This window comes from Bacteroides stercorirosoris (assembly GCF_900142015.1).
GTDB lineage: Bacteria > Bacteroidota > Bacteroidia > Bacteroidales > Bacteroidaceae > Bacteroides > Bacteroides stercorirosoris.
Map to the genome: position 1 here is coordinate 25583 of NZ_FQZN01000037.1, position 26697 is coordinate 52279.

Here is a 26697-nt window from a genome sequence, read left to right on the forward strand (position 1 = left end):
ACGCTAAAAATGGGAATCAAAAAAAACTTTCTTTATAGCAGTTTTCTAACCACTTCGCTGTATATATTCCAATTTATCACATACCCATATGTGGCACGTGTACTTGGAGTAACGAATATTGGTATCTGTAATTATATACAAAGTGTCGTACAATATTTTTGTCTCTTCAGTATGTTAGGTATCACAACCCTTGGCGTTAGGGAAATTGCAAAATGTAATGGAGATAAACTTAATTTAAATCAAACTTTTTCCCAATTATTTACCCTAAATGCCATATTCACAGCAATCGTATTAGCCATTTATTTCCTATTGATAGAAACAATTCCCAATTTCAACCAGTATAAGAAATTACTTTATATAGGCGCAACGCAAATCTTTTTTGGAACATTTGCCGTAGAATGGCTTTTTCGTGGTTTGGAAGAGTTTAAGTATATCACGATAAGAACATTATTCGTTCGTTTGATTTATGTTATATCAATATTCGTATTTGTTCGTAACAGTGATGATTACACGATATACTTCTTGATATATTCCGCAATGATTATCGCCAATGGTATTATAAATTGGAGTCATGGAAAACGGTTTGTCATTTTTTTAATTCAACCTATATCATTAATTCGACCTTATGTAAAGCCATTGTTTTTTTTGGGTTCTCAAGCAATTCTTACTTCATTATATACGACTTTTAATACCGTTTATTTGGGAATGGTATGTGGTGATACACAAGTCGGATTTTATACCACTGCTACCAAAATAGAAAATATAATACTGGCTCTATATTCTTCATTTACTCTTGTGATGATGCCACGCATCAGTTCGTTAATGCAGTCTGAACAACAAGAGGATATCAAGCGGCTATTACAAAGTTCTTTCAATTTACTTTTTGCATTCGTGTTTCCTTGTATCTTCTTTTCTGAATTTTATGCAAACGAATTAGTTTACTTAGTCGCGGGAAATGGTTATGAGGGGGCTATTCTACCCATGAGGATAGTGATGCCATTGATGTTAATCGTTGGATTGGAACAGATACTTATCGTACAGATTCTGATGCCAAGTCGCTCTGACAAACAAGTGTTCATCAACTCAATTATTGGGGCGGTATGTAGCATCTTATTAAATGTGTTGCTCGTTTCCAAACTTGAAAGCATCGGTTCTTCAATTGTTTGGTTTGTCAGTGAATTAGCAGTAATGACTACCGCTTTTTACTTTGTAAAACAGAAATATCATGATATTACTTTTTTTGCAAATATGGCAAAGCATCTATTTTCCTTTATACCAATGTTGTTAATTTATTATCTTATATCAAAAAATATAGAACAATGTTGGATAGGTTTTTCATTAGGCTTTATCTCTACTTTGGTGTATAGCCATTTTGCATTATCATACTTAGTTAAGAATAACATCTATATATCCGTTATTAAATCTTTAGGAGGCAAATTTATTAGAAAATGATTGTATCGATAATATTACTCAATTATAATTCTTCAACTGACTGTCGCAAGTGTGTTTCTTTTTTGAAACGTCAGAAAGGAATCGATTTGGAAATTATTATAGTAGATAATTGCTCAGAACATGATGATTGTTTGAAAGTCAAGTTGCTGTGCCAAGAGCAAGGTTGTACCTTTATTCAAGCTGTCGAGAATCGAGGTTACAATGCAGGAAATAACATTGGGCTGCAATATGCTGCGAAGAAAGGGTATAAATACGCCTTAATAGCCAATCCCGATATGGAGTTCCCACAGGAAGATTACATTGAGAAGTTAGTCGCTAAAATGGAGCAAGACAATACCATCGCTGTTTGCGCAAGTGATATTGTTAATCCGGATGGCAGACATCAAAATCCTCAAAGGGAAGCGACTTACAATGAAGAGTTATTTTGGTTTATGGAGATTCTTCGAAATAAAAAATCAAAGAAATGGTATCTCTGTGATTATACTCAATCGGGATATTGTGAAAAAGTTAGCGGTTGTTGCTTACTGCTTCGGATGGACTTTGTAAAAAATATAGTATTTTTCGATGAGTCAGTATTCTTATATAGCGAAGAATCTATCCTTGCGAAACAGGTAAAACTCAACAATAAAAGAATATTTTATATGGCCAATTCAACTGCAATTCATCAACATATAGAAAGTCAAAAAGGTCCGTCTAGTCCAAGAATGCGTATTTTGTTCCAATCAAGAATTTATTATTTACGGAATTACAGTGGATATAGAGGATTAAAACTGAAATTTTTACTATTTTCAAAACGTCTTCAATATATGTTCTATTGATCGCCATGAATAAATTGAAAATTAACAATAAACTCGTCAATTTTATCATTATAACATTATCTGTATCACCAGCTTTTGCACTTACTGATGACAATAAGAATTTATTCCTGATAGGAACGATGGCTATATTGATTCCATTTGTTTTTATAATTAATCCTACTCGCTTATCTAAAATTGATTTGACACTTGTTTCACTTTGCCTTTTTATGATCATATTTCCTCTATTAGGACATCCTGAAACAATGAGATGGAGTACAGTGCTTTATTCGTGTATGTTTTGCTTGTATTTCATGGCTTTTATACGAGTGTTATTTGACAGTACCTATAGCAATGATGATTTACTAAAAATATTAAAGTTACTGATTTATGCTTATTGTATAGTTCTAATAATACAACAATTTTGTGTTTTAACAGGACTTCCAATCTTTAATCTGAGTAACTATTCCCTAAAAGAACCTTGGAAACTAAATACCCTAATGAGTGAACCTTCTCATTCTGCACGAATTATTCCGGTATTGATGTATCTATTCGTCTGTTGTGAAGAGCAACAAAAGATGGAAGAAAAACTGTCCATAAAAGAAAGTTTTAAAAATTCAAAATTGGTTTGGCTATCATTTTTATGGTGTGTCTGCACGATGGGAAGTGCAACTGCATTTATTTTCATGTGGATAGTTTTCGCCAAATTTATCAATCCCCAAAAAATATTGCCTACAATTGCAGTATGTATTTCCGTTTTTATAGCAATATTTTATATATCAGAGAATAAATCTGTATTACGCGCAAAGAAAATTATTACAGCCACCCTGACATTAGATGAAGACAAGATTCTAAGTGCAGATGGAAGTGGAGGAAGTAGAATTGTCCCTACAATTCAAGCGGCAAAAATTTTAGGAGTAACTTCAAAATCGGATTTATTTGGTTATGGAATTGATGCAGACCAAAAAATCATAAAACCACTGCCTGGATTTACAAAAGGACAATCAGGAGCCTTCTTTTTATGGATAAATTACGGAGTTATTATTGCAATTATTTGGTGGCTGTTTTCATTGAAAATTTGCTACATACCAGGAAATTTTGTTTCATTACTTATATGGTTCTTAATACTTTTCTCCTATGGGGGATTCAATAATCAAATTGTATGGATGACATTGACAATATTATACACATATAAATATATTCGTTAAAGATGGAATTGATTCATAAATGGACAAACCTACATATAGAATTTACTTCTACATTGTTACGTGAATTGGAGAATGGAGGCATTCGTTATTTCATTCTTCGAAATTACGAGAAATTACCTGAACAAAATTTGGGTAAGGATATTGATATTGTAATTGAGCCAAAATCATATATCCAAACAAAACATATTTTGTTGAAAGTGATGACTATGTTAGATATTCATTATTATCAAATAACACAATTCGACCGTATGCGTTGCTGGTATATAATGGATAATAAAAAACACTTTGGCATTCATATAGACATTATTGAAAATGAAGTCTATAAAGGATTTGAATTTTTCTCGTTTGAAAGGTTATACAGGAACGTAGAAAAGTATAACGGTTTTTATGTTCTCAACAAAAAAATGGATACTATAATGCTACTAGTTCAGAACATAGTAGCATATAAGAGTCTGAAAGGTAAGTATCGCACTACTATCGCTAAAAACTATAGTCAGTTCAAAAACGAAATAGATAAAGAAATTATTATTTTTTGGGGTAATAGTCTTGGTAAAAAAATGGTATATTGTTTAAACAATTCAGATTTTGACTCAATTGTTAAAAACGCACAGAAGTATGAGAAAAGTGCGATGAAAAGAATCTTTTTTAAACGACCCTTTTATACATTTAGAGGAATAGCAAAATTTCTTTGTGGAAAAATTTATCGTGTAATTCTGTGCCCCAAGAAATTTTGGCGATTCATTGCGGTAGAAGCTCCTGACGGAACCGGGAAAACAACTTTTATCAATAGTCTTGTAACAGAGTTGAGAAAATATTATGTATCAGATGAGGGCCGTTTTTGTATCCATCACTTTAGACCACTAATTTTACCCAACTTAGGTGCTGTGGGTGAAAAAGCAGGAGTAATGAAACAGGATACTGATTTTACGAAACCACATCGAGCAAAGCCTGCTGGAATACTATCTTCATTCATCCGAATGACTTATTATTGGATAGATTACATACTGGGTATTCCTTATTTGCTCCGTAAGGAAGCACAAGCTGAAAAATACACGATTTTTGACCGTTATATTTTTGACTTTGTTGTAGATCCAAAACGTGCTCGAATCAGTTTACCATATTGGATAAGGAAATTATTCGCACGTATGGTCATTCAGCCGCAAATTGTATTTGTATTAAATACAGAGCCTAACGTGATTTACAAGCGCAAGCAGGAGCTTGAATTAGATGAAATCAAACGTCAACTAGATGAATTCAAAAAGATTGAATCAATTTGTCCTAATGTGGTTTATATTGATGCTGGTCAATCTGTCGATACGATGACAGCACAAGCAATAGATATAATCTTTGATAAATACCTTTTTACAATATAAGTTACTACAATAGTTTTCCATACAGAGCGATTTTCACATCACTTGATGTTAGCTTATATTAAACCCAAGTAGCTCCAATCAATAAGTATATTTAAATGAAAATTTTACATTTTATTTTAGGCAAAGCAAATCCAGACAGAGCCAATGGCGTAAATCAGGTTATACATGGTCTTGCAAAATATCAAAGTAGAGCTGGACATGAAGTATATGTAGTGGGTATCAGTAGTGTTATGACAACACCTTATGAAAAAATACAACGAGAAAACTTTGAAGTTGAATGCTTTAAAAAATTCAATTCAAAAACTTTCATTTATATAAAAGATCTTATTAAAAATATTGATGTAGTACATCTACACGGAGTTTGGAATATGAAAAATGTACGATTGGGACGTTACCTCGAAACAATAGGCAAGCCTTATATCATTACGGCTCATTGTGGATATGCCGTAGATCGTATAAAACAATCAAATTATTTGCTCAAACTTCTATACCATAAAATTTGGCAGAAAAAACTATATGAACATGCTGCTGGTATTCATGCACTTACTCGAGAAGAATCAACTGATATTTATCACTTCTGCAAAAACGACAATATTTTTGTTGTTACTAATGGTGTAGACCCTGATGTCTATGACAAATATCATTATACGGTACACAAAAAAAGAAAAAAAATCAAATTCGGTTATTTGGGACGTCTGTCTGTAGAAAAAAATATCGATAATCTTCTCAAGGCTGTTTCTTTATTACCAAATAAAGTGAAAGAACAAATAGAATTATGTTTGATTGGTCCCATTACAGATAGTGTGGTAAAACTCCAAAAATTAGCGAGGAAACTGAAGATTGAAGAAAATGTAAAATTTCTTGGAGGAAAATATGGTGAAGAGAAAATACAGACTCTCTTAGATTTGGATTTTTACATACATCCTGCCTATTCTGATGTTGTTGGAATTTCTGTAATGGAGGCATTAGCATTAGGTTTGCCAACGATAGTCACTCGAACTTCACACATATCCTATTTTAATGAAAGTAATGCTTTTATAATGGTAGAACCAACAGCTTTTGATTTAAGCCGCGGCATTAGAACTGCTATAGACCGATTAGATGACAGAGAACAACTATCCGTAAATGCTAAAAATTTATACCTGAAACAATTTAATTGGAAAGTGGCAGTAGAATTATTAATCAACGAATATAGGAAAGTTTACATATGATTACCTTCTTCATTCTGACAATCACATTATTATTACTTTTTAGGAACAAAGAAACTTTAGTATTATCCAAAGAAAGATGTGATTTTTTAAAAGCACTTTTTCCTTTCTTGATAATCATTGGTCATTGCGCATTTTTCAAAAAATGTGTGTTTTTTGATGATATACGTTGGAGCGGTCCATATATCGTAGCAATATTCTTTTTTATAAGTGGGTATGGATTACAATATAAATATCGACATAACCAAATGAACATCGAATACCTGAAGAATAAAACAAAGAAAATACTACTTCCAATTATGTTACCCTTAACCGTTTATGCATTGTTATCATGCAATGGGTGGGAATCTTTCATGCATATATGCAAAACTGCCATTTCTCATGGGAACTTGATACTACCATACTCATGGTTCGTAATTATAATCCTTTTCTTGTATTTCTCATACTTCCTTATTCGTCGCCATCTCAAAAACGAAATACACTTTTGTATCGTCTATTGTATTTTTTTGCTTGTGCTGACAATGTCTTTTTATAGACTCGGTTGGGATAGTTCAAGTTTCGTTAGTAACATAGCTTTTTTGCTTGGAATAGTTTACTATGAAAATGAGAATACATTATTAATATATATTAACAAATGGGGGGGGGGGGGAGTAAAACTATTCTTGGTAATGATAATGGGATGTATATCCCTGTCATATATCAATAACCTTTCTCTTTTTCACGGATTTGCGCTTGTTGCTGTACCATTTTATACTATGGCTTTTATAGGGATATTCTCGACAATATATGTTTGTTTTTCAAAAGTAATAAAACTACTAAAGCAATATAGTTATGATATATATCTGACCCAAGGAATTGCTTTTAGTATCTTATCTTTTTTTGAATTAAACGATTGGTGTTTCATGATTTTGTCCTTGATTTTATCTCTTATTCTAGGAATCGTGAGCCAAAAACTAACATTATCCATACAGAATAGATAGCAACTATTACCAAATATAACAATCAATTTAGATAAATGAATAAAAAAATTCTTGTATCAGCCTATTCTTGCGAACCCATTGAGGGAGGCGAAGCAGCGGTTGGGTGGAACATTGCCCTGCAAATGGCAAAACGGAATAAAGTTCACATTATCACCCGAAGTAATTTACGTGAGAAAATAGAGGCATATTACCCTATTGAGATAGCTGAGAATATTACATTTCACTATTATGACACGCCCCGTTGGATGCGTTTCTATAAACGCAAAGAACGTGGTATGCATCTCTACTATTTTTTGTGGCAATTAGGTATTACCAGCGTGATACGTCGGTTGAAAAAAAACATAAAATTCGATTATGCCATGCATCTAACTTTTGGAAATGTGTGGCTTCCAACATTCTTGCCATATTTTAATATACCTTTCATATATGGACCTATTGGAGGTGGCGAAGGTATTCCCCATTCATTTTTAACAAAAATGTCCCCCTACTTCTTTTGTATAGAATTTATAAGGATATTAATGAATGGGACTGCACATATTAACCCATTTTTTCTCTATAAAGCACATCGAAGCAAAGCTATACTATGTCGTACTGAACAAACCTCCGCGCTCTTTCCCAAACAATTCCAACATAAGATTGATTACTTGACTGACGGTGCTATTGAATCGGATTTTTTTGAAAACAAAGCGGAATATTGTAAAAATAAAACCATTCGGATTGTTTCAACTTCTCGTTTTATTGCATTGAAAAATGTGATTTGTATCGTACAAGCATTGAATCTCGTACCCAAAGAATATGATGTCGAGTGCGTAATGGTAGGAAAAGGTCCAGAATTGGAAAAAGTAAAACAATTAGCAGAGACCTGTCCTCATAAGATTACATTCCTAAAGCACATGCCACGTCAGGATGTTCTAAATCAACTGAAACAAGGGGATATATTCATTACCCCATCGTTGAAAGATGCTTGTAATCTCACATTGCTTGAAGCCATGACAGTAGGTTTACCTATAATTTGCCTTAATTGGTCAGGTATGGCAATTTCAACCGATGATAGCTGCGCAATACGTTTGCCGGTAACAAATCCAAAACAAATGCCAAAGGATATGGCTGCTGCAATAATTCAACTTATCGAATCGCCTAAGTTACGCAAGCGTTTAGGGTGTGCTGCCCGTGAGCGCATCCGTACTATTTTCAATTGGGATGCGAAAGGAGATTTTATGGAAAATTTATTTGAAAAATTAGATAAACAATGTCGATGAAAAGTGTGGAACACTCTGCATTATGGACTATTTGTGAAAAGGACAAAGGCGACAAATACGTTGAGTTGCAAAATAGTGTAGGACAACGGTGGTATATCCCACTACGGAATAGCAGTGTACATCTGTCTTTATTTCAGCCTTCTTCCATACAAGGGAAAATTGTAGTATATTTATTTGAGATAATCAAGCATTTCCCTATAATATTACATATTATACATGCAAAAATTGTAAGGTTACAATTTACAAAAGATTTTCAAGACATTATTGAAAACATTTTCAAAACCAACCACTGTACTTTTGGAGTTTTTTGTGGGTCTCCGGGTTATCATCAAAAACCAACGTTACTAATCAGCAAAGGCAAATATATTTTAGGATATTGTAAATTGACAGATAACGAATATGTCAAGAAGTTGTTTCAAGATGAAAATGAAAATTTAACATATCTTCATTCTAAAGGCATAATAAATGTCCCGACTCCTTTATTTTGTGATCACCTGCCTTTTAGACAATCTATATTGGCTTTTATACAGTCAACTAACCGTAACCGTGAGAAAAAGGTAAAAATAGCTACATATACAAATCAGAAGTTAATTGACTTCGTAAAGCAGACTAACACCAAGACAAAAGTTGCTATCCCGTTTAATGATAGTGATTTTTCAAAATCTATTAATAATTTGGAGCAACATATCCATTTACTAAAAGACATGGATATGAAAGATACATTGAAAAGCGGAATTTCCATGATAAATGAAAACCGAGATTCGTTCAAGTATTTTTGCGCTTCCCATGGGGATCTTACGCCATGGAATAGTTTTATTGTACAAAACGGATTCTTTGCTTTCGATTTGGAATATTTCAAGAAATCATATACTCCTTGGTATGACTACTTCCATTTCTTTACACAAGAAATGCTTTACAACAATCACGCAAATGCAGAACAAATATATTTGAAGTATAAAGACTTACGGTCACATTTTTTTTTAAATCAAAATAATGTAGATTTATTCTATCTATCATATTTATTGATAATTTTCGAATTCTATTTGAATCGGGACAATGGTATTCTTAATGACCGCATAAACGAATGTATGGAAATTTGGGCTTCACTTATAAAACACATTCTTGAAAATGTTTCGAAAAATAATTAATACTATAATAACTAAGATAAAAGGAGAAAATTTCACTTTGGACGAACAGGTTCCAATAGGGTATATATGTGCATTAGTCTGGATGCGTTTTATTATGATTATTACTGGAACTATAAAAATGCATCGATTCGGACGTGTGTTTATACATTATTCTTCTAAGATAAAGTGTTCTTCTAAAATAGCCTTGCATGGTAATCTATCTATTGATCGTAATTGTTATATCGATGCGCTATCGGTGAAAGGAATTTGTTTTGGAAACAATGTTTCCATAGGCAAGAATACCACAATAGAGTGTAGTGGTTCTTTAAAATCTCTTGGAAAAGGATTGACGGTTGGTAACAATGTGGGATTGGGCACACATGGATTTTTTGGTTGTGCCGGGGGAATTGAAATTGGAGATAATACAATTTTTGGGAATTATGTATCACTACATTCCGAAAACCATAATTTCACTCAAAGAGATATACCTATACGTTTACAGGGAGTAAATCGTAAAGGCATCAAGATTGGCAAGGGTTGCTGGATTGGAGCCAAAGCCACTATATTAGATGGTACAGATTTAGGCGATGGGTGTATAGTAGCGGCTGGTGCTGTTGTACGCGGAATTATACCGCCATATTCCATTATAGGCGGCGTACCTGCAAAAATAGTAAAAACAAGAATATGAAACATATTGTCTGTTTTCACCTTTTCAACGATTACAGCGGCAGTCCGAAGGTGTTGAAAATGGTATTGGAGGGGCTGTTGAAGAAAGGTTATCAAGTGGATTTAGTATCATCCAAAGGCGGAGTTTTGGACGAACTGCTGCACTACGAAAATTTACACAAGCATTCTTATCCTTATAAGTTTTCAGCCAATTCTGTGATTACAATGCTACGTTATTGCTATGTGCAATTCTATACTTTCTTTTTATCCTTTCGTTGGTTGTTCTGTAAAGATGCGGTGTTTTATATCAACACCTTGTTACCTGTCGGTTCAGCATTGACAGGTCGAATGATGGGCAAACGCGTTGTATATCATTACCATGAAAATGCTTTTATCAAAGGGGCTTTTTATAAGCCCTTAGCTGCTCTAATGCAAAAGTTAGCACATGAAATCATCTGTGTATCAGAATATCAGGCATCGTTCCTGCAACGGGAAAAAGGTGTAATGGTTGTACCCAATGCTCTGCCTAAGAATTTCGTGAACAGACTGACTCCCAATCTTCAAACAGCCTTTGAGCGAAAACAGATTTTAATGCTCGGCTCATTGAAATTATATAAGAGTCCGTTGGAATTTATCGAATTAGCCCAAAGACTACCGCAGTTCATTTTTGTATTAGTAATAAATGATACAAAAGAAAATATCGATATCTTTATAGAAGAGCACAAAATCAACGTATGTAAAAACCTGACCATATATCCTCGACAGAATGACGTCGTACCATTCTACAATCAGGCTTCACTCGTTTTGAATCTCTCCAATAAGAAACAGTGCGTAGAGACATTCGGATTGACGGCATTGGAGGCTATGAGCGCCGGGATGCCGGTAATAGTACCCACGGAAGGAGGAATAGCGGAAATGGTGGCGGACGGAGAGAATGGGTATAAGATAGATGTACAGAATCTTAATCTAATAGCAGAATGTATAAAAACAATTTTATCTGATGAAACACTTTATATGGAATTAGCAAAAAATGCATTCTCATATTCCAAAAGGTTCAGTGAAGTAGAGATGGTAAACCGTATTGAAACGATGCTGGACAAAGAATAGAACAAAGATAATCATAAAAAATTCTTTTCATACTAAAGAAAGAAACTTCTAATAGACAATCTTTTTATATTTATGACACAAGTAGCTATTGTAGGCATCCAAGGTGTGCCTACAAAATATGGTGGCTTTGAGACTCTGGTGGAAAACATTATCGGTAATAATTGTTGTTCCGAAATCTGTTATACCGTTTTTTGTAGCGGCAAAGATTATGCCACACGTATGAAATCCTACAAAGGAGCACGGCTGAAATATGTTCCGCTATTCCATGCCAATGGGATACAAAGCACTCCTTATGACATCCTGTCGATGCTTAAATGTCTGCGAGGTTATGATGCCGTAGTCATATTAGGTGTGTCGGGCTGTATTTTCCTGCCAATTTTCAGATTATTGTATCGCAAGTATCTGATAGTGAATATTGACGGACTGGAGCACCGGAGGGCCAAATGGAGCAAATTTGCCAAATGGTTTCTGCGGACAAGTGAAGCAATGGCCGTACACCATGCGGACGTGATAATAGCAGATAATAAAGGCATACAGGACTACGTGTGGAATACATATCAGAAAAAAGCTGAGCTGGTGGCCTACGGAGGAGACCATGCGCAAAGAGACGTCACCGAAGAAAGGCAGAATGAAATTCTGAAGCGATATGGAATTGATTCCGGATGCTATGCCGTCAGCGTATGCCGTATTGAACCGGAAAACAACTGCCATCTGATTCTGAAAGCTTTTGCTACTGCGGGAGAAAACCTGGTGTTTGTGGGAAACTGGGAACGGAGTGAATACAGCCGACGACTAAAAAAGGAATATCAGGATCGGCAGAATATACAGATGCTGGACTCTGTGTATGACCTCGATGTACTCTATGCTCTACGTAATCAATGCAGATGCTATATCCACGGGCATAGCGCAGGCGGGACAAACCCTTCACTGGTAGAAGCCATGTTTTTCGGTAAACCGATTCTGGCTTTTGACGTGATTTACAATCGTGAGACAACGGAAAACAAGGCTCATTACTTCAAGACAAGTGAAGAATTGGTGAAATTACTGCATAGCAGACCAAAGGACGGATGCAAAATGCAGGAGATTGCAACAAAACGCTATACCTGGTCTTTTATAGCCCGGCAATACAGAATGCTAATTTTATCCCACAAATAATGGGGAAACTTTCCGAAATAAAGTTTCCCCATTATTGCTTTTAAAAAGATACATTCATCATTTTTTCAATGTCCACCGGATTGCATTTCTGAACATCTTCGTAAAGTCTTCCGTTTCGTACAATTTCTTACTGTGCCCGATCTGGAAATAGACATTGCGCGCTTTCTTGTTCTCATTCACCCATACCACAGGGTGGTCTCCCATCTTGACGTCAGAAGCAGGAGTATAGCTATATTCGTCCACATGCGCCAATACATGCACATTGCGACGCGGACTTCTGTCATAGGTATACCACTCATCATCAGGGATAATGAACGTTCCCTGCACATCCTTCATGACCGGATGTTCCGGATCTTCCGTGATAACCACTCCATCAGCCAACGGGGCAATATAATTCTTGAAGCGCACACCGCCCATAAAATCGGAGAACCATTGCCACATCGGATAACCATCGAATTCTCCCAACAACGTGGCATGATGGAAACCGATCCAGCCGCCACGTCCCTCATCAATATACTTGGTAAAGGCAGCCTGTGCCGTTTCACTCCACGTATAAGGCGGGTAGTCCAGCTGGATAATCAAATGGAAACGATTGAGATATTCCTCTGTAATCGGTTTCGCATTATTTATTTCCGTAATTTCAAAGTTCATGGCTCCACTCTCCCGAGCCAACCATTGCATACCGGCATCCGTAAACCCGCCATGCTGTCCGCCGCGCTCGGTCAGAACCAACACCTGATAAGGAGCTGCCTGACCCTTCTTATTGACAAGCAGACTCTCATACATCGTACGACGCAAATCGCCCTGGGGATTATCACCCGCATAGTCCCAATACATACCGCCAAGCAATCCCTTATCCAAGATATACTGGCACTTGATAGCCAATGAACGGGGATTCTCATAACCGAAAACAAGCACACCATCCTTGTTTGCCAGATACGGCACTTTGGCTGTATCATCCCAACGTTTCTCAAATTCAGTCGTGCCACCTACCTTACGGTAATCCTGGAAATTAGGATAGTGGTCGCCGCCACGTCCATAGAAAGGTACTCCCATAGTTAACTTAGAAGCCGGAACACCTGCTTTGAGATGCGCTTCAACCGCGGCATCGGCAGTCATCCAACCGCTATTCGCCGAACGGTAAAGGGCGGCATGATGTTTAGGAGCATTCCCCATGTCATAAGACATGATATTGACAAAATCTATATAAGGAAGAATGGCTTTGAAGTCTATATACTCGGCAGAAGCCACAGTGGCAAGAGTCAACAACTTCTTCTTCCCTATCTCTTTCCGTATATCCCGCATCAGCAACGTGAAGTTTTTCGTATCGTCCGGTGAAGCGGAAATGTTGGCAGCCTTACTGGTAGGATATTCCCAGTCGATATCAATGCCATCCAGACCGTACTCTTTCACCACCCGCTTGCAATCTTTCGCAAACGCCAGGCGGAACTCATCATTGGCAGCCATTTCACTGAAACGCCCGCTTCCCCATCCGCCGATGGAAAGCATTACTTTCAATCCCGGTTTCTGTGCTTTCAAAGCGACAACTTCCCGAAGGCGGCTCTCATTGGCAATTTCCACTCCATCAAATGTTTCGCTTACATGACCGAACGCATAGTTGATGTGCGTCATGTATTGCGGATCGGGCATGACACTACTCCAGGAAGTCACATAAGCCACAATCACCTTCGCATCCGAAGAAGTCATACGCAACTCTCCTGCCTTACTACTACTGCACGACAGCAATACTGCCAGTACAGACAAAATCATAAATCTCATTCTTTTCATAATATTATAGTTAATCAGCTGTTTGACGAACACGGGAACCTACCAATGCATAATACAGCATGAATAATTCCCCCAAAAGTACAATAAACCAAGACCATCTCCAACTTTCCAGCAAATCAGCGAAGACGCCTTGCAGCAGAGGCAGGATAGCACCACCCACTACACCTATCATAAATACTCCCGAAGCTACCGAAGTATATTTACCCAAATGAGCCACAGACAACGTGAAGATAGCTCCCCACATAATGGAGTGGAATAGACCTACCGCCGTCAGCAGCCAGGGATTATTGAAAATAATAGCTAACAGAGCCAGCACACCCGCCGATACAGTAGTCACCACCAACTGCACACGGGGAGAGACCTTGCTCAGTGAACTGCCTACCAGACGCCCCACCAGCATACCACCCCAATAGAGTGTAGCCATCAAGGCAGGCGAAGGGCAATTCCGTTCAATGGCATACAAATTGATATTCGCACCAATGCAAACCTCCACACCCACATAGCAGAATATGGCACAGACGCCCAAAGTCAGATGCCGGAATGACCAGACGCTTTTCTCCAGTTTCTCTCCTTTTTCCACCCGAGTACCCTGTATGTCAGGCAAAGACAGCCTCATCAGCAAGAATACGACCACCGCAATAGTCAGCATCAATGCCAGGAAAGGCATCATCAACTGGCTGATTTGAATGTCCTCCATAGCCAGCCCACCGAAAACAACTCCCGTCACAAAATAAGGGGCAATCGTAGTGCCGACAGAGTTGGCCGTGCCACCGATAGCGAGACGCTGGATAGCCTGTGTTCCTTTCACCCGGCAAGCCGTGAGATAGGGATTGATGACAACCTGCAAGATTGTGGCCGAAGCTCCCACTACGAACGACCCCAATAAGAAAATAAAGAAGCCGACGGGAATAATGCTCTCTCCCATCACGGCAGCAGCATCAGGAAATCTTACGGTGAAATAAGAAGAAGCGAAAAAGAGTCCCAAACCGGCAATCATCACCCAAAGCCCACGGATTAACGTGCCTTTATAGCCGTACTTATTAATCCAGGATGAACCCACCCCGCCACAAACGGGATAGGCAAGAAACCATGAAAAAGTAATCAAAGTGGCGAAGGTGTTCTTCAGATTACCCACTTTCATGAGGAAAGTTTCCTTCAAAGGTCCCTGAAACTGAGTATTGGCAGTTGTCAGAAAGCCGACAATAAGGAATAGAAAGACCATTGTAAGGAATGGTCCCATGTAATTGATTTGTTTTTCCTGTTGTGTCATCATGTAGTATTGTAGTATAATGATTAGTTTTCGGATAGTTCGGAAGCGGAAGCAGTATCCAGCAGGAACTCGCAATCCGGATGCAGTTGGAGCACGGAAGCCGGAACGTCGGGAGTGACAGGGCCATCCAGCATTTGTTTCACAATACCGGCCTTATTACTGCCCTTCGCCACCAGCACAATCCGGCGTGCCTGCATGATATTCTTTATGCCCAAAGTTGCTCCACCCAGTTCTTTCTCCGGTGGAGTACCGGTTTCCCGGCGGATACGTTCCTCCAGTTCCGGATTCATCTTAGTAACCCATGCTTCACCGTCAAAAGGAGACTGAGGTTGATTAAAGCCCAAATGACCATTTTCTCCCAATCCCAGAATCAGCAGGTCGATGCCGCCACGCCTGGCAATCTCTTCTTGAAAAGCAATGCAATCCCTTCTGAAATCATCCGAGAAAGTAGGCAGCATCAGGAAGTTTTCATCCCTAATGCCTAAGGTATCTATAATTTCCGTCTTCAGCATCGTATAGCATGCTCCGGCATATTCGCGCGGTACATTGGTCACTTCGTCCAGCCCGAAAAAGGTGACGGCAGAAGTATTAAAAGGATAACGGGAATATACTTCTCCGACAATCCGGTGCAGATTTCCGGTCGTGCGTCCTGTAGAAAGACCGATAACGGCTTCCGGCTTGCGCAGTATCTCTCCGATTATGCGCCAAGCGGCTGTACAGTCGAATTCACTTTCATTCTTTGTGATAGTTACTTTCATCTTATTAATAAGGTATTAATGATTCAGACTTTACATATTCATGGCTACTGCTCCTGCACCCAACAAACCTATGAACTCCGGATTCAGCTTTGTGATGACAACACCATTGGTTACAAAACGCATGGTAGTAGGGTTCAGCAATTCCAGTATTTTGGCGTGCATATATCCGTCCGCCACTACCCCACCACCCAAAACGATGGTTTCCGGATCCGTCACCCTCACCAGGTTCATTATCAGGTTTGCCAAAGCCTCGGAAGCGTTTTCCACGAGTTTCACACAAAGAGGGTCGCCTTTACGGCTCAATGCAAAGATTTCACTGACCGGTATCCGTTCGCCTCTGTCGGCAGGGATATGCAAGCCAGTTTCATACTGTTCATGAAGCAAGCGGGCACAACGGTCGAAACCGATGCCGGAAGCTATCGCCTCCACACAGTCCATTCTTCCGCAAGTGCACTTGATTCCCACACTCACGCCTACCCGCACATGCCCCACCTCACCGGCATTGAAATGGCTGCCGCGTATCTGCCTGCCATTCACAACCGTACCGACGGCAATGCCTGTTCCTATATTTAAATAGATGAAGTTTTTGGAGATTTGTCCGAAGCCCCAGACACGTTCTGCACGTGTGGCGCTTTTCACATCATTATCTATATGGCAGGAAATGCCATAGATTTCCGCCAATTCTTTAGCCAACGCAATGGGTTGCGTCCTGCTGGGGTCGATCTGCAACCAGATACCCTGATTGGGATCCACCCGGCCAATCAGTCCAACTCCCATCGCCAAAGGTTTCTTATCATACCACCCGACGGTCTTGATATAATCATCCAGTGATAATTTGATAATATCCAGCGCTGCTTGCTGATTAAAATATCCGGAGTCATATTTTTTGTACCTCAAGATATTACCACGACTGTCAATTTCACCAATCAGTAATTTTGTTCCGCCTAAGTCCAGGCCTAAATACGTTTCCATTTTTTATCTGCATTTTTAGTGGGTTACTATTGACCACAATATTACGCACAATCAAGGAAACGAAAGTTGATTCTTTGACAAAAAAGGTTCGTTACTTATCCACTTAGGTTTAAATACAGTTTTTTATAGTTTAAAATTTGCTCGGACTTATTCCAAACTGCTTCTTAAAGCAGGTACTGAAATATTTTGGATCTGAAAAGCCAACCATGGAAGCCACATCACCAATCGAGTACTTTTGTGACTGCAAAAGTTCTTTCGACTTGTTCAACCGCACAATACGGATGAAGTCATTAGGGCCTTGTCCTGTCAAAGTTTTTATCTTATTATAAGCGGAAGTACGGCTCATTCCCAACACACGGCAGAAGTCATTGATCGAGAACTCCGAGTTAGACAAATTTTCGTCGATGGCCGCTATCGCATTATCCAGAAATTCCTTATCCAGCTGGCTGCCATAATCCACCTCGTCCGCAGAAATATCCGAAGAGAGAACCGTATCTCTGAGATGTTGTCTGTTCTGAAGAATATTACGAAGCCGTACTTTCAGCACGGACAAGTCGAAAGGCTTGATGATGTAGTCATTGGCTCCGGCTTCCAGTCCCAATATGATATTCTCTCTTTCGCAAAGGGCAGTCAGCAATATGACGGGAATATGGCTGGTCTCAACAGATGATTTCAATATCCGGCACAATTCGTCTCCCTGGATAACAGGCATGATGATATCCGAAATAATGATATCCGGATTGATTTCCCTCGCCATGTCCAGAGCTTTTCCACCATCGGGCACACTGATGACCTTGTATTCGGAAGACAGACTATCCGTCAGGTATTCGCGCATGTCTTTATCATCCTCGGCCAACAACAGCACATTCTTATCCGCCGGTTCATTCTCCTCCTCATATGAAACATCAGAAGCAATGGTTTCAGGCAAATCCTCCTTCACGGCAACCACCATACCCGATTTCAGTTTCTTGGGGAACGTGACCGTAAACGTAGTTCCCTTATTCTCCACACTCCTGAGTTCTATCTTGCCATGATGCTGCTTAATGATTCTGGAAGTAATCATCAGACCGATGCCGATACCCTGTTCCTGTGAGTCCACCACATTCCTGGCACGATAATATTCATTAAAGATGTTGTTCTGTTCTTCCGCCGGAATACCGACTCCCGTATCCGTCACCTCAACCATCCACTTATTCCGGGTTTGCTTCACTATCACTCCTACTGATCCTTTCTCCGTATACTTCAAAGCGTTAGAGAGCAGATTGTCCATTATATGGTCCATCTTGTTTTTGTCCAGCCACACCTCAGGCATCTCCGGATCGACTTCCAGATACAAGTCTATCTCTTTCTGGGCGGCAGCCATGCGGAAAGCGGACAGTTTATCCTCCATATATGACTTTATATCATACCATGCCACCTCCAGATGTTCAGGATGCGCCTCCACTTTCTGCAACTCCAGCAGTTGGGTAATCATCGTGAAGAGTTTTTCAGCGTTTTTCATGGCAATAACCAGTTTCTTCTTACTCTCTTCCGGCAGGTCGTCCTGGGTTTCAAGTTCACTCAACGGAGCCTTTATCAAGGCAACCGGCGTCCGTATGTCGTGGGCCACTCCGATGAACGAGCGTATTCTCTCCCTGATTTTATCTTCCCGTACTCTTTGCCGTCTGAACAGGAATAGCAAATAGCCCACCACCAGAAACAGCATCAAATAGATGACTATGGCCCACCACGAAGCCCACAACGGTTGGCTGACAGTTATTTCAACGGTACGTTCTCCCACCTGATGTTGGGTGTACTTGTCGAATGCACGCAATTCAAAAGTATACTTACCGGGAGGAAGATCCATATAGCCCACACTCTGAACCGCATCTACACGATGCCACTGCCGTTCATGGTTATTCAGCCTGTATTCGTACCTGATTCTATGTGGAGAAACAAAGTTAATGGCCGAGAAAGATATGGAGAACGAGTTCTGGTTATGTTTCAGTTTCAAACGCCGGGTATCATTGATACCCGCCTGCAACGGAGAACCGGGCACCCCTGCCTTCTGTGATTCGTAAGGCAATTTAAAGTCCGTGAATATCAACTTCACCGGCACACTGTCGGAAAAATCAAAAGAAGGTGCAAAAACAAGCACCCCTTCCGCAGTGCCGAAAGCCAGATGACCGTCTTGCGTTTTCAGCGAAGCATTGGCATTATAATATCCCCAGCCGATATTCAGGAGATCATTTCCGTTAATCACCATGTCTTCCGCCAAATCCAGGCAATACAGTTCTTTTTCCGTATTAAACCAGATATGCCCGTTGCCGTCTTCGGCCGCACTGTTGATAGAATTGGAGATAAGACCATCCGCGGTAGTGTATATACGGGACTTGTCATTCTCCGGATTGAAACGAACCAACCCTTCACCATCTGTAAGCAACCAGATTTCACCGGATGACGAACGCAACAGGCAACGGATGGGATAATGCAAAGTGACATCGCCGAACTTCTGCTGCCACCTGGTTTCTCCGGTGGATTTATCAAAAAAGCCCAGCCCGTCACAACCTGCTATCAGCAACGTATTCTTGCCGCCGTACTTGATATCGCCCACACAATTTATCGGATAATAAGTGTAGGTATCGGTCCGCCTGTCATAGCGCGTGAAATCTCCTTCGATTCCCCCGAACCACAAGCAATCCTCCTCTGCATAAATCGCATAAATATAGTCAGTGGATATGCCTTTGTCCGATTGTTTATTCCGCTTCGGCATTTTTCTGGCCTCACCGGATTTCTTGTTTATCCGATACAGGCCGATGCCATAACCACCCGCCCAAACATTTCCCTCATTATCTTCGCAAAGAGACAGTACCACAGATGAGTAGGCATAGCCTTTTCCATTCAGAAAATGCATCCATTGTTTCGACTTCGCCCGATACACACTGATTCCATCATTAGTGCCATACCAATAATCGCCTTCCGAATCCTGGAGCATCACATTCACATGGTCGGATGCCAACGAAGAAGGATTATTCCGTTCATGTCTTATCCAGCGGACATCAGGTACATTAGGGTCCAGATAGCTGATGCCGTTTGTACAGGTGGTTATCCAGACACCTCCATACTCATCTACACAGATATCCGAAACCGTATTTCCGTTCAGACTTCTTTCATCATCTTCATCAGTGATATAATGATTCAACAATGTCTCATCGGCAACATCAATCCTGAAAACACCGGCACCATCGGCGCCAATCAAGATAGAGTGGTCTCCATCATAAGCAAACACACGGACAGGTATACCCGGAATAAAGGTGAGGGATTTCATTTGCTTCGTTGCCAGTTCTACCACGAACGCACCGTTAGAAAATGTCCCCACATAAAGCTTATCACCATACAGGAACAACGTCTCGATACGGGCCTCCACCGGTATATCCACTCTTTCCTTTGATAACTGACAGGCTGTTCCCGTTCTTTTCATCCTATAAACTCCCGTATTGGTACCCACAAAGAAAGCGTCATTTTCCGCTCTGATGATGCAGTTGGTCCATTCGCCGGTAAAGCCCGCCGGAGACAGAACATCAGTCGCCTTATCCCAGTAATACACACCTGTGGATGTGGACAGCCACAAACCTTCCTCTCCTTCAAACTCCATGCCGTTCAGCACCGGAAACGATATGAATCGGGACAGGTCCGCCTGCAAACAGAAAGCATCCCTCAACTTGTCATAACAGTATATTCTGCCGTTCCGCAGTGCAACCCAAAGACGACCTTTCTTATCCACATCCATAACGGTGAATGACAGAACTTGGTCTATGGACTCTATCGTCTCATTCAGTGTATAGTGTCTGATTTCATTTCCGTCATAACGATCCACTCCCATACGGGTATAGACCCAAATAAAGCCTGTCGAGTCTTTACATATCTGGTAAGTCTGCCTGCTGCTCAATCCTTCCCGGATGTTCAGATGCCGGAAAGAACCGGCAAACAAACCGATATATAACGAAATAAATAGTAATAAAAAGAGTATGCGCTTTAGCATAATATAGTTGTATTTCATAATACTCGCCTTTTAACTGCTGCAATAATACAGACAAATATAAAAAAAGTGGTTGAAAAACTATCCAAATAGGTTTGATTTCTATTACTTTTGCCTATCAAACCAATAAACCGTGATAAGCCATGCTCAGCAAGCTTAAATTAAACCAGCTTTATTTTAAAGATACGCAGTTCGCCAATCTCATGACGCGACGCATTTTCAACATCCTGCTGATTGCTAATCCATACGACGCTTTCATGCTGGAAGACGACGGACGTATCGATGAAAAGATATTCAACGAGTATACTTCACTTTCCCTGCGCTATCCGCCACGCTTCACCCAGGTATCCACCTGCGAGGAGGCATTGGCACAGCTCTCCACCGTACCGTTCGACCTCATCATCTGTATGCCGGGAACGGGAGATAACGAGAGCTTCGACGTGGCGCGCCACATCAAGAGCCTGTACGAGCAAATTCCGGTAGTGATACTGACACCTTTCAGCCACGGCATCACCAAGCGCATTGCCAACGAGGATTTGAGTGCTTTCGAGTACGTATTCTGCTGGCTGGGCAACACGGATTTGCTGGTATCCATCATCAAACTGATAGAGGACAAGATGAATCTGGAACACGATGTCAATGAAGTGGGTGTGCAGCTCATTCTGTTGGTGGAAGACGGCATCCGGTTCTATTCGTCCATACTGCCCAATCTCTATAAATTCGTGTTAAAACAAAGCCAGGAGTTCAGTACCGAGGCGCTGAATGCCCACCAGCGGACGCTACGAATGAGGGGACGTCCTAAAATAGTATTGGCCCGCACTTATGAAGAGGCTACCAGTATCTACGAAAAATATAAGAATAATATATTAGGTGTGATTACTGACGTCCGCTTTCCCCGTGTGGAGCGTGGTGAGAAGGATGGGCTTGCCGGCATCAAGCTCTGTGCCGCCATCCGCAAGCAAGATCCGTTCGTGCCGCTCATCATCCAATCGTCCGAATCAGAGAATGCGCTCTATGCCTCCAAGTACGGTGCCGCCTTCATCGACAAGAACTCGAAAAAGATGGACGTGGACCTGCGCCGCATCGTATCGGACAACTTCGGTTTCGGTGATTTCATCTTCCGCAATCCCGACACGCTGGAAGAAATTGCCCGCGTGAAGAACCTGAAAGAATTGCAGAATATCCTCTTTGCCGTACCGGCAGAGTCGTTCCTCTATCACATCAGCCGCAATCACGTCAGCCGCTGGCTCTACTCGCGCGCCATGTTTCCGGTAGCTGAGTTCTTGAAACCCATCACCTGGAACAGTCTTCAGGATGTGGATGCCCACCGCAGAATCATCTTCGAAGCCATCGTGAAATACCGTAAGATGAAGAACCAGGGTGTGGTAGCCGTGTTCAAGCGCGACCGTTTCGACCGCTACTCCAACTTCGCCCGCATCGGCGACGGTTCGTTGGGAGGTAAAGGCCGTGGTCTTGCTTTCATTGACAATATGGTGAAGCATCATCCCGAATTTGAAGAGTTCGACAATGCCCGCGTCGCCATCCCCAAGACGGTAGTGCTCTGCACGGATGTCTTCGACGAATTTATGGAGATGAATAATCTGTATCAGGTGGCCCTCTCCGATGCCGACGACGACCTGATTCTGCGCTACTTCCTGAAAGCCAAACTGCCCGACCGACTGGTGGAAGACTTCTTCACCTTCTTCGATGTGGTGAAGTCGCCACTCGCCATCCGTTCGTCTTCTTTGTTGGAGGACTCGCACTATCAGCCTTTTGCCGGAATCTATAATACCTATATGATTCCCTATCTGGACGATAAATATGAAATGCTCCGTATGCTGTCCGATGCCATCAAAGGAGTATATGCTTCGGTTTATTTCCGCGACAGCAAGGCTTATATGCAGGCCACAAGCAACGTCATCGACCAGGAAAAGATGGCGGTCATCTTGCAGGAAGTTGTCGGCAACCAGTATGGCGACCGCTACTATCCCAGCATGTCCGGCGTGGCCCGTTCGCTGAACTACTACCCCATCGGTGACGAGAAAGCCGAAGAAGGTACCGTGAACCTTGCCCTCGGTCTGGGAAAATATATTGTAGACGGAGGTATGACGCTCCGTTTCTCGCCCTATCATCCCCATCAGGTATTGCAAACCAGTGAAATGGAGATAGCGCTGAAAGAGACGCAAACCCGTTTCTATGCCCTCGACCTGAAAAATGCCGGGCATGACTTCTCTATGGACGACGGGTTCAATCTGCTGAAACTACACGTAAAAGAAGCGGAGAAAGACGGTGCGCTGAATTATATCGCCTCCACCTACGATCCTTACGACCAGATTATCCGCGACGGCCTGTACCCCGACGGACGCAAAGTCATCACCTTTGCCAATATCCTGCAACACGATGTCTTCCCTCTTGCCCGTATTCTCCAGTTAGTATTGAAATACGGTGAACAGGAAATGCGCCGTCCCGTTGAGATTGAATTTGCCGCTACCATGAGTCGTGAGAAGGATAAAAGCGGTACTTTCTACCTCCTGCAAGTGCGCCCCATTGTGGACACTAAGGAAATGCTGGACGAAGACCTCACCACCATACCGGACGATAAGGTTCTGCTCCGTTCCAACAACTCCCTCGGACACGGGATCATGAATGATATTTATGACGTTATCTATGTGAAGACCGATGATTACAGCGCTTCGCACAATCAGGAGATTGCCTGGGAGATAGAGAAACTGAACCAGCAATTCCTCGACGAAGGAAAGAATTATGTATTGGTAGGTCCCGGCCGTTGGGGAAGCAGCGACACGTGGCTCGGTATTCCGGTGAAGTGGCCGCACATCAGTGCCGCCCGCGTCATTGTGGAAGCCGGACTGACAAACTATCGCGTAGATCCCAGCCAGGGAACCCACTTCTTCCAGAACCTGACTTCTTTCGGAGTTGGCTACTTCACCATCAATGCCTTTATGAACGATGGCGTGTACAATCAGGATTTCCTGAATGCACAACCCGCCGTACATGAAAGCAAATACCTGCGTCATATCTGCTTCGAACAGCCTGTAACAGTGAAGATGGACGGCAAAAAGAAGTTAGGTGTCGTACTCTTGCCCGGCGAGTGAGCACACAAAAGATATCAGTCTTTTTGCCGATGCAGTATAATCATTACCACCTCGCTGGGGGCAAAGAGACGGATGTTCTTGTTGGACGTACCGATACCGTTGGTTATAATCATCGGTGTAAGTTGTGAGTTGTATTCCAATCCGGTACGGAACCGCTGCCCGTAATGGGACGGAAGTATGGGAGCATACAGGCCGAATAAAGTAACCTGCCCGCCGTGGGTATGTCCTGCAAGCACCAGGTCGGTGTTGGTAATGGGGATATCCTCGGCATAGTCGGGTGTATGCGTCAGCAGGATGACGAAATCTTTCGGAGAAAGACCGAGTGTAGGAGACGTGCCGTTCTTCTTCAGGTCGAAAGGGTTGCGCACGCCGGCAATCAGGATTTCTTCTCCATTCCGCTTCAGCGTATCGACTTTATGTTCCAGCAAGTGCAGGCCGCGCTTATTCATCTCACGGACAATATCGCTGTAACAAGCCTCGTAATCATTGTTACCCAGTACGGCATACGCGCCCATTGGGGTCTTTACCTCAGCAAGGGCGGCAATGACGGGCGGCACGTATTCACAACCTTCATGCAGGTCACCGCCTATCAGCAACACATCGGCCTGTTGCTCCCGAAGCAGTTCCACCAGATTATTCAATCCTTTCTCTTTAAAAAGACTTTTATAATGCAGGTCGGACACGAAAGCGATACGGAAGCCATCAAAAGCGGCCGGTACATCGGGGTGGGTAAACTCATAAGTTCTCACCCGGCTGATGCCACTATATCCGGAGCCTTTTTTAGAAGAGCTAATCTTGGTGTTGACAATCCGAACGCTATCCTCTGCCGATATTTGCGAAGGCAGGGAGGAAGTCAGACTCCTGTTCGACTTACAGGAAGAGAGAAACAGAGCCGAAACGAGGCATAAATAAATCAAATTCTTCATCATAACGGATACAAAGATAAGCATTTTCCGTATCTTTGTCGATAGGTTGACAGATGATTGTTTATCAGTGCATTAAGCTTCTTGTTGTTTTCGCAGGAAAGAGATGCCGGTTTCCTGCAATGGGAACGACAGTTTCCTGCAATGGGAACGACAGTTTCCTACAATGGGAACGACGGTTTCCTACAATGGGAACGACGGTTTCCTACAATGGGAACGACGGTTTCCCTTAATGGGAACCGTAATGCCCCTTAATGGGGACTAACAGAAACAACAATGCCACCTAAAAGGACCAATCATCTCCCCATAAAAAAGAAACACGCCTATGAAAGAGATTAAACAGAATTCACTTTACGCCTGGCTCCTCGCCGCCCGTCCCAAGACTCTGACAGGAGCAATCATCCCGGTACTGATAGGTACCTCACTGGCATTTTCCGACGGACAGTTTCAAATGATACCTGCCCTGCTGTGCCTCCTCTTCGCCTGCGGCATGCAGATTGCCGCCAACTTCATCAACGACTTGTTCGACTATCTGAAAGGCTCCGACCGCGAAGACCGCCTCGGCCCAGAACGCGCCTGCGCACAGGGATGGATTACACCGGATGCCATGAAATGGGGTATCGGCATCACCATCATCCTCTCCTGCATCATCGGCCTGGGAATCTTAAATCAGAGTTGGGGGCGGTTGCCCCACGGCGGATGGGAACTGATTGTATTAGGGATGTTCTGTGTGATATTCGCCTTTCTGTACACCGCCATCCTCTCCTATCAGGGTTGGGGAGATTTGCTGGTACTCGTATTTTTCGGATTTGTCCCCGTGGGAGGAACGTACTATGTGCAGGCTTATACACTTACGCCGAGTGTCATCGTAGCCTCAGTCATCAGCGGATTAGTGATAGATACGCTACTGGTGGTGAACAATTACCGCGACCGGAAGCAGGATGCCCTCAGCGGAAAACGGACGCTCATCGTCCGTTTCGGCGAACGCTTCGGAAGATACTTTTATCTCTGGCTCGGCATCATCGCCACGCTTCTCTGTTTCTGGTTCGTACACACCGGCAGCCTGACGCTGACCGAGTTCATCTGGGCTCCTTGCGTCTACCTCTCTCTGCATATACTGACATGGCGCAAGATGGTACGCATCCGTAGCGGGAAGAAACTGAACCGCATACTGGGCGAAACATCACGCAATATGCTATTGTTGGGATTACTGCTGGCAGTGGCGCTGTCGTCCTGAAGAATCTTTATCGGCAGCCGAATGCAATTTCTGGACAAACATTCTTATCTTTGCCTGTGTTTACAGTAAATAGGAGATTACAGTATGGAAAAATATCAATCAACGCCCGAAGATGAAATCATGCTGGAACTGCAACGCAAGCAAGGCTGAGAAACAATAAAGCCTCCCCCCAAAAAAAGAATGAGGTTGTGTCAGAATGAAGTGACCCCCGAAAGTTGGACAAAAAACTTTCGGGGTTTATTTATGTCAAGACATCACACATTAGCAGAAAAGCAAGAAATCCTCCGTC

Annotated in this window: 19 protein-coding genes; 13 read left to right on the forward strand and 6 right to left on the reverse strand. The window is 41.7% G+C overall.

Translation table 11 applies throughout. The features are described 5' to 3' along the window. Nucleotides 1-9: 9 nt before the first annotated feature. The 11 genes from BUC01_RS20925 (at nt 10) to BUC01_RS20975 (ending at nt 12329) form a co-directional block, all read left to right on the forward strand. Complete coding sequence (locus BUC01_RS20925; protein WP_073314751.1) at nt 10-1452, forward strand: flippase; 1443 nt, start codon at nt 10-12, stop codon at nt 1450-1452. Then, nucleotides 1449-2270, forward strand: a complete 822-nt coding sequence (locus BUC01_RS20930) for a glycosyltransferase (RefSeq protein ID WP_025834992.1) — start codon at nt 1449-1451, stop codon at nt 2268-2270. Before BUC01_RS20925 ends, BUC01_RS20930 begins: the two co-directional genes overlap by 4 nt. Before the next feature lie 5 nt (nt 2271-2275). After that, complete coding sequence (locus tag BUC01_RS20935) at nt 2276-3454, forward strand: hypothetical protein (protein ID WP_139261901.1); 1179 nt, start codon at nt 2276-2278, stop codon at nt 3452-3454. A 2-nt stretch (nt 3455-3456) separates the two neighbouring features. Continuing rightward, nucleotides 3457-4827 (forward strand): nucleoside/nucleotide kinase family protein, encoded by a 1371-nt coding sequence (locus BUC01_RS20940; RefSeq protein WP_073314754.1) that lies wholly within the window; start codon nt 3457-3459, stop codon nt 4825-4827. A 95-nt stretch (nt 4828-4922) separates the two neighbouring features. Next, nucleotides 4923-6038 (forward strand): glycosyltransferase family 4 protein, encoded by a 1116-nt coding sequence (locus BUC01_RS20945; protein WP_073314755.1) that lies wholly within the window; start codon nt 4923-4925, stop codon nt 6036-6038. Beyond that, the gene (locus tag BUC01_RS26255; protein ID WP_073314756.1) at nt 6035-7015 is read left to right on the forward strand and encodes an acyltransferase family protein; all 981 of its coding nucleotides are present in this window, start codon (nt 6035-6037) and stop codon (nt 7013-7015) included. Before BUC01_RS20945 ends, BUC01_RS26255 begins: the two co-directional genes overlap by 4 nt. Nucleotides 7016-7050: 35 nt before the next feature. After that, nucleotides 7051-8274, forward strand: a complete 1224-nt coding sequence (locus BUC01_RS20955; RefSeq protein WP_025834976.1) for a glycosyltransferase family 4 protein — start codon at nt 7051-7053, stop codon at nt 8272-8274. After that, the gene (locus tag BUC01_RS20960; protein ID WP_034524700.1) at nt 8271-9422 is read left to right on the forward strand and encodes a hypothetical protein; all 1152 of its coding nucleotides are present in this window, start codon (nt 8271-8273) and stop codon (nt 9420-9422) included. The genes BUC01_RS20955 and BUC01_RS20960 overlap by 4 nt, the downstream gene beginning before the upstream one ends. Next, nucleotides 9403-10089 carry an acyltransferase gene (locus BUC01_RS20965; RefSeq protein ID WP_073314758.1) on the forward strand — a complete coding sequence of 229 codons (687 nt, stop codon included), beginning with the start codon at nt 9403-9405 and terminating at the stop codon, nt 10087-10089. Before BUC01_RS20960 ends, BUC01_RS20965 begins: the two co-directional genes overlap by 20 nt. Next, complete coding sequence (locus BUC01_RS20970; RefSeq protein WP_073314760.1) at nt 10086-11174, forward strand: glycosyltransferase family 4 protein; 1089 nt, start codon at nt 10086-10088, stop codon at nt 11172-11174. Before BUC01_RS20965 ends, BUC01_RS20970 begins: the two co-directional genes overlap by 4 nt. A gap of 72 nt (nt 11175-11246) precedes the next feature. After that, nucleotides 11247-12329, forward strand: coding sequence for a DUF1972 domain-containing protein (locus tag BUC01_RS20975; RefSeq protein ID WP_025835541.1), 1083 nt, complete (start codon nt 11247-11249; stop codon nt 12327-12329). Between the two features lie 57 nt (nt 12330-12386). Here the strand turns inward: BUC01_RS20975 and BUC01_RS20980 are convergent, their stop codons facing one another. The 5 genes from BUC01_RS20980 to BUC01_RS21000 all read right to left on the reverse strand — a co-directional run bounded on the left by BUC01_RS20980 (nt 12387) and on the right by BUC01_RS21000 (nt 21156). After that, nucleotides 12387-14117, reverse strand: a complete 1731-nt coding sequence (locus BUC01_RS20980) for a glycosyl hydrolase family 18 protein (RefSeq protein ID WP_025835539.1) — start codon at nt 14115-14117, stop codon at nt 12387-12389. Nucleotides 14118-14127: 10 nt separating this feature from the next. After that, nucleotides 14128-15387, reverse strand: a complete 1260-nt coding sequence (locus BUC01_RS20985; protein ID WP_025835537.1) for an MFS transporter — start codon at nt 15385-15387, stop codon at nt 14128-14130. A 23-nt stretch (nt 15388-15410) separates the two neighbouring features. Next, nucleotides 15411-16145, reverse strand: a complete 735-nt coding sequence (locus tag BUC01_RS20990; protein ID WP_073314762.1) for a 6-phosphogluconolactonase — start codon at nt 16143-16145, stop codon at nt 15411-15413. A gap of 30 nt (nt 16146-16175) precedes the next feature. Continuing rightward, nucleotides 16176-17117: an ROK family protein gene (locus tag BUC01_RS20995; RefSeq protein ID WP_025835535.1), complete on the reverse strand. Its 942-nt coding sequence runs from the start codon at nt 17115-17117 to the stop codon at nt 16176-16178. A 130-nt stretch (nt 17118-17247) separates the two neighbouring features. Beyond that, nucleotides 17248-21156 (reverse strand): hybrid sensor histidine kinase/response regulator transcription factor, encoded by a 3909-nt coding sequence (locus BUC01_RS21000; RefSeq protein ID WP_025835534.1) that lies wholly within the window; start codon nt 21154-21156, stop codon nt 17248-17250. A 122-nt stretch (nt 21157-21278) separates the two neighbouring features. Here BUC01_RS21000 and BUC01_RS21005 point away from each other — a divergent pair, with 122 nt between their 5' ends. Then, nucleotides 21279-24248 (forward strand): PEP/pyruvate-binding domain-containing protein, encoded by a 2970-nt coding sequence (locus BUC01_RS21005; RefSeq protein ID WP_073314764.1) that lies wholly within the window; start codon nt 21279-21281, stop codon nt 24246-24248. A 14-nt stretch (nt 24249-24262) separates the two neighbouring features. On the opposite strand, the gene BUC01_RS21010 is transcribed toward BUC01_RS21005, so the two are convergent. Then, entirely contained in the window at nt 24263-25174 is a 912-nt protein-coding gene (locus tag BUC01_RS21010; RefSeq protein ID WP_081795861.1) for a metallophosphoesterase, read from the reverse strand. 322 nt (nt 25175-25496) lie between these two features. Between BUC01_RS21010 and menA the strand changes: the two genes are divergently transcribed. Continuing rightward, nucleotides 25497-26408, forward strand: coding sequence for a 1,4-dihydroxy-2-naphthoate octaprenyltransferase (gene menA, locus BUC01_RS21015; RefSeq protein WP_025835531.1), 912 nt, complete (start codon nt 25497-25499; stop codon nt 26406-26408). The last annotated feature ends 289 nt before the right edge of the window (nt 26409-26697 follow it).

Coding starts and splice junctions, on each gene's coding strand:
- BUC01_RS20975 (WP_025835541.1), top strand. CDS start 11,247: ATGACACAAGTAGCTATTGTAGGCATCCAAGGTGTGCCTACAAAATAT.
- BUC01_RS21010 (WP_081795861.1), bottom strand. CDS start 25,174: ATGAAGAATTTGATTTATTTATGCCTCGTTTCGGCTCTGTTTCTCTCT.
- BUC01_RS20955 (WP_025834976.1), top strand. CDS start 7,051: ATGAATAAAAAAATTCTTGTATCAGCCTATTCTTGCGAACCCATTGAG.
- BUC01_RS26255 (WP_073314756.1), top strand. CDS start 6,035: ATGATTACCTTCTTCATTCTGACAATCACATTATTATTACTTTTTAGG.
- BUC01_RS20930 (WP_025834992.1), top strand. CDS start 1,449: ATGATTGTATCGATAATATTACTCAATTATAATTCTTCAACTGACTGT.
- BUC01_RS20995 (WP_025835535.1), bottom strand. CDS start 17,117: ATGGAAACGTATTTAGGCCTGGACTTAGGCGGAACAAAATTACTGATT.
- BUC01_RS20925 (WP_073314751.1), top strand. CDS start 10: ATGGGAATCAAAAAAAACTTTCTTTATAGCAGTTTTCTAACCACTTCG.
- BUC01_RS20960 (WP_034524700.1), top strand. CDS start 8,271: ATGAAAAGTGTGGAACACTCTGCATTATGGACTATTTGTGAAAAGGAC.
- BUC01_RS20965 (WP_073314758.1), top strand. CDS start 9,403: ATGTTTCGAAAAATAATTAATACTATAATAACTAAGATAAAAGGAGAA.
- BUC01_RS20985 (WP_025835537.1), bottom strand. CDS start 15,387: ATGACACAACAGGAAAAACAAATCAATTACATGGGACCATTCCTTACA.
- BUC01_RS20940 (WP_073314754.1), top strand. CDS start 3,457: ATGGAATTGATTCATAAATGGACAAACCTACATATAGAATTTACTTCT.
- BUC01_RS20980 (WP_025835539.1), bottom strand. CDS start 14,117: ATGAAAAGAATGAGATTTATGATTTTGTCTGTACTGGCAGTATTGCTG.
- BUC01_RS20990 (WP_073314762.1), bottom strand. CDS start 16,145: ATGAAAGTAACTATCACAAAGAATGAAAGTGAATTCGACTGTACAGCC.
- BUC01_RS21005 (WP_073314764.1), top strand. CDS start 21,279: ATGCTCAGCAAGCTTAAATTAAACCAGCTTTATTTTAAAGATACGCAG.
- BUC01_RS21000 (WP_025835534.1), bottom strand. CDS start 21,156: ATGAAATACAACTATATTATGCTAAAGCGCATACTCTTTTTATTACTA.
- BUC01_RS20935 (WP_139261901.1), top strand. CDS start 2,276: ATGAATAAATTGAAAATTAACAATAAACTCGTCAATTTTATCATTATA.
- BUC01_RS20945 (WP_073314755.1), top strand. CDS start 4,923: ATGAAAATTTTACATTTTATTTTAGGCAAAGCAAATCCAGACAGAGCC.
- menA (WP_025835531.1), top strand. CDS start 25,497: ATGAAAGAGATTAAACAGAATTCACTTTACGCCTGGCTCCTCGCCGCC.
- BUC01_RS20970 (WP_073314760.1), top strand. CDS start 10,086: ATGAAACATATTGTCTGTTTTCACCTTTTCAACGATTACAGCGGCAGT.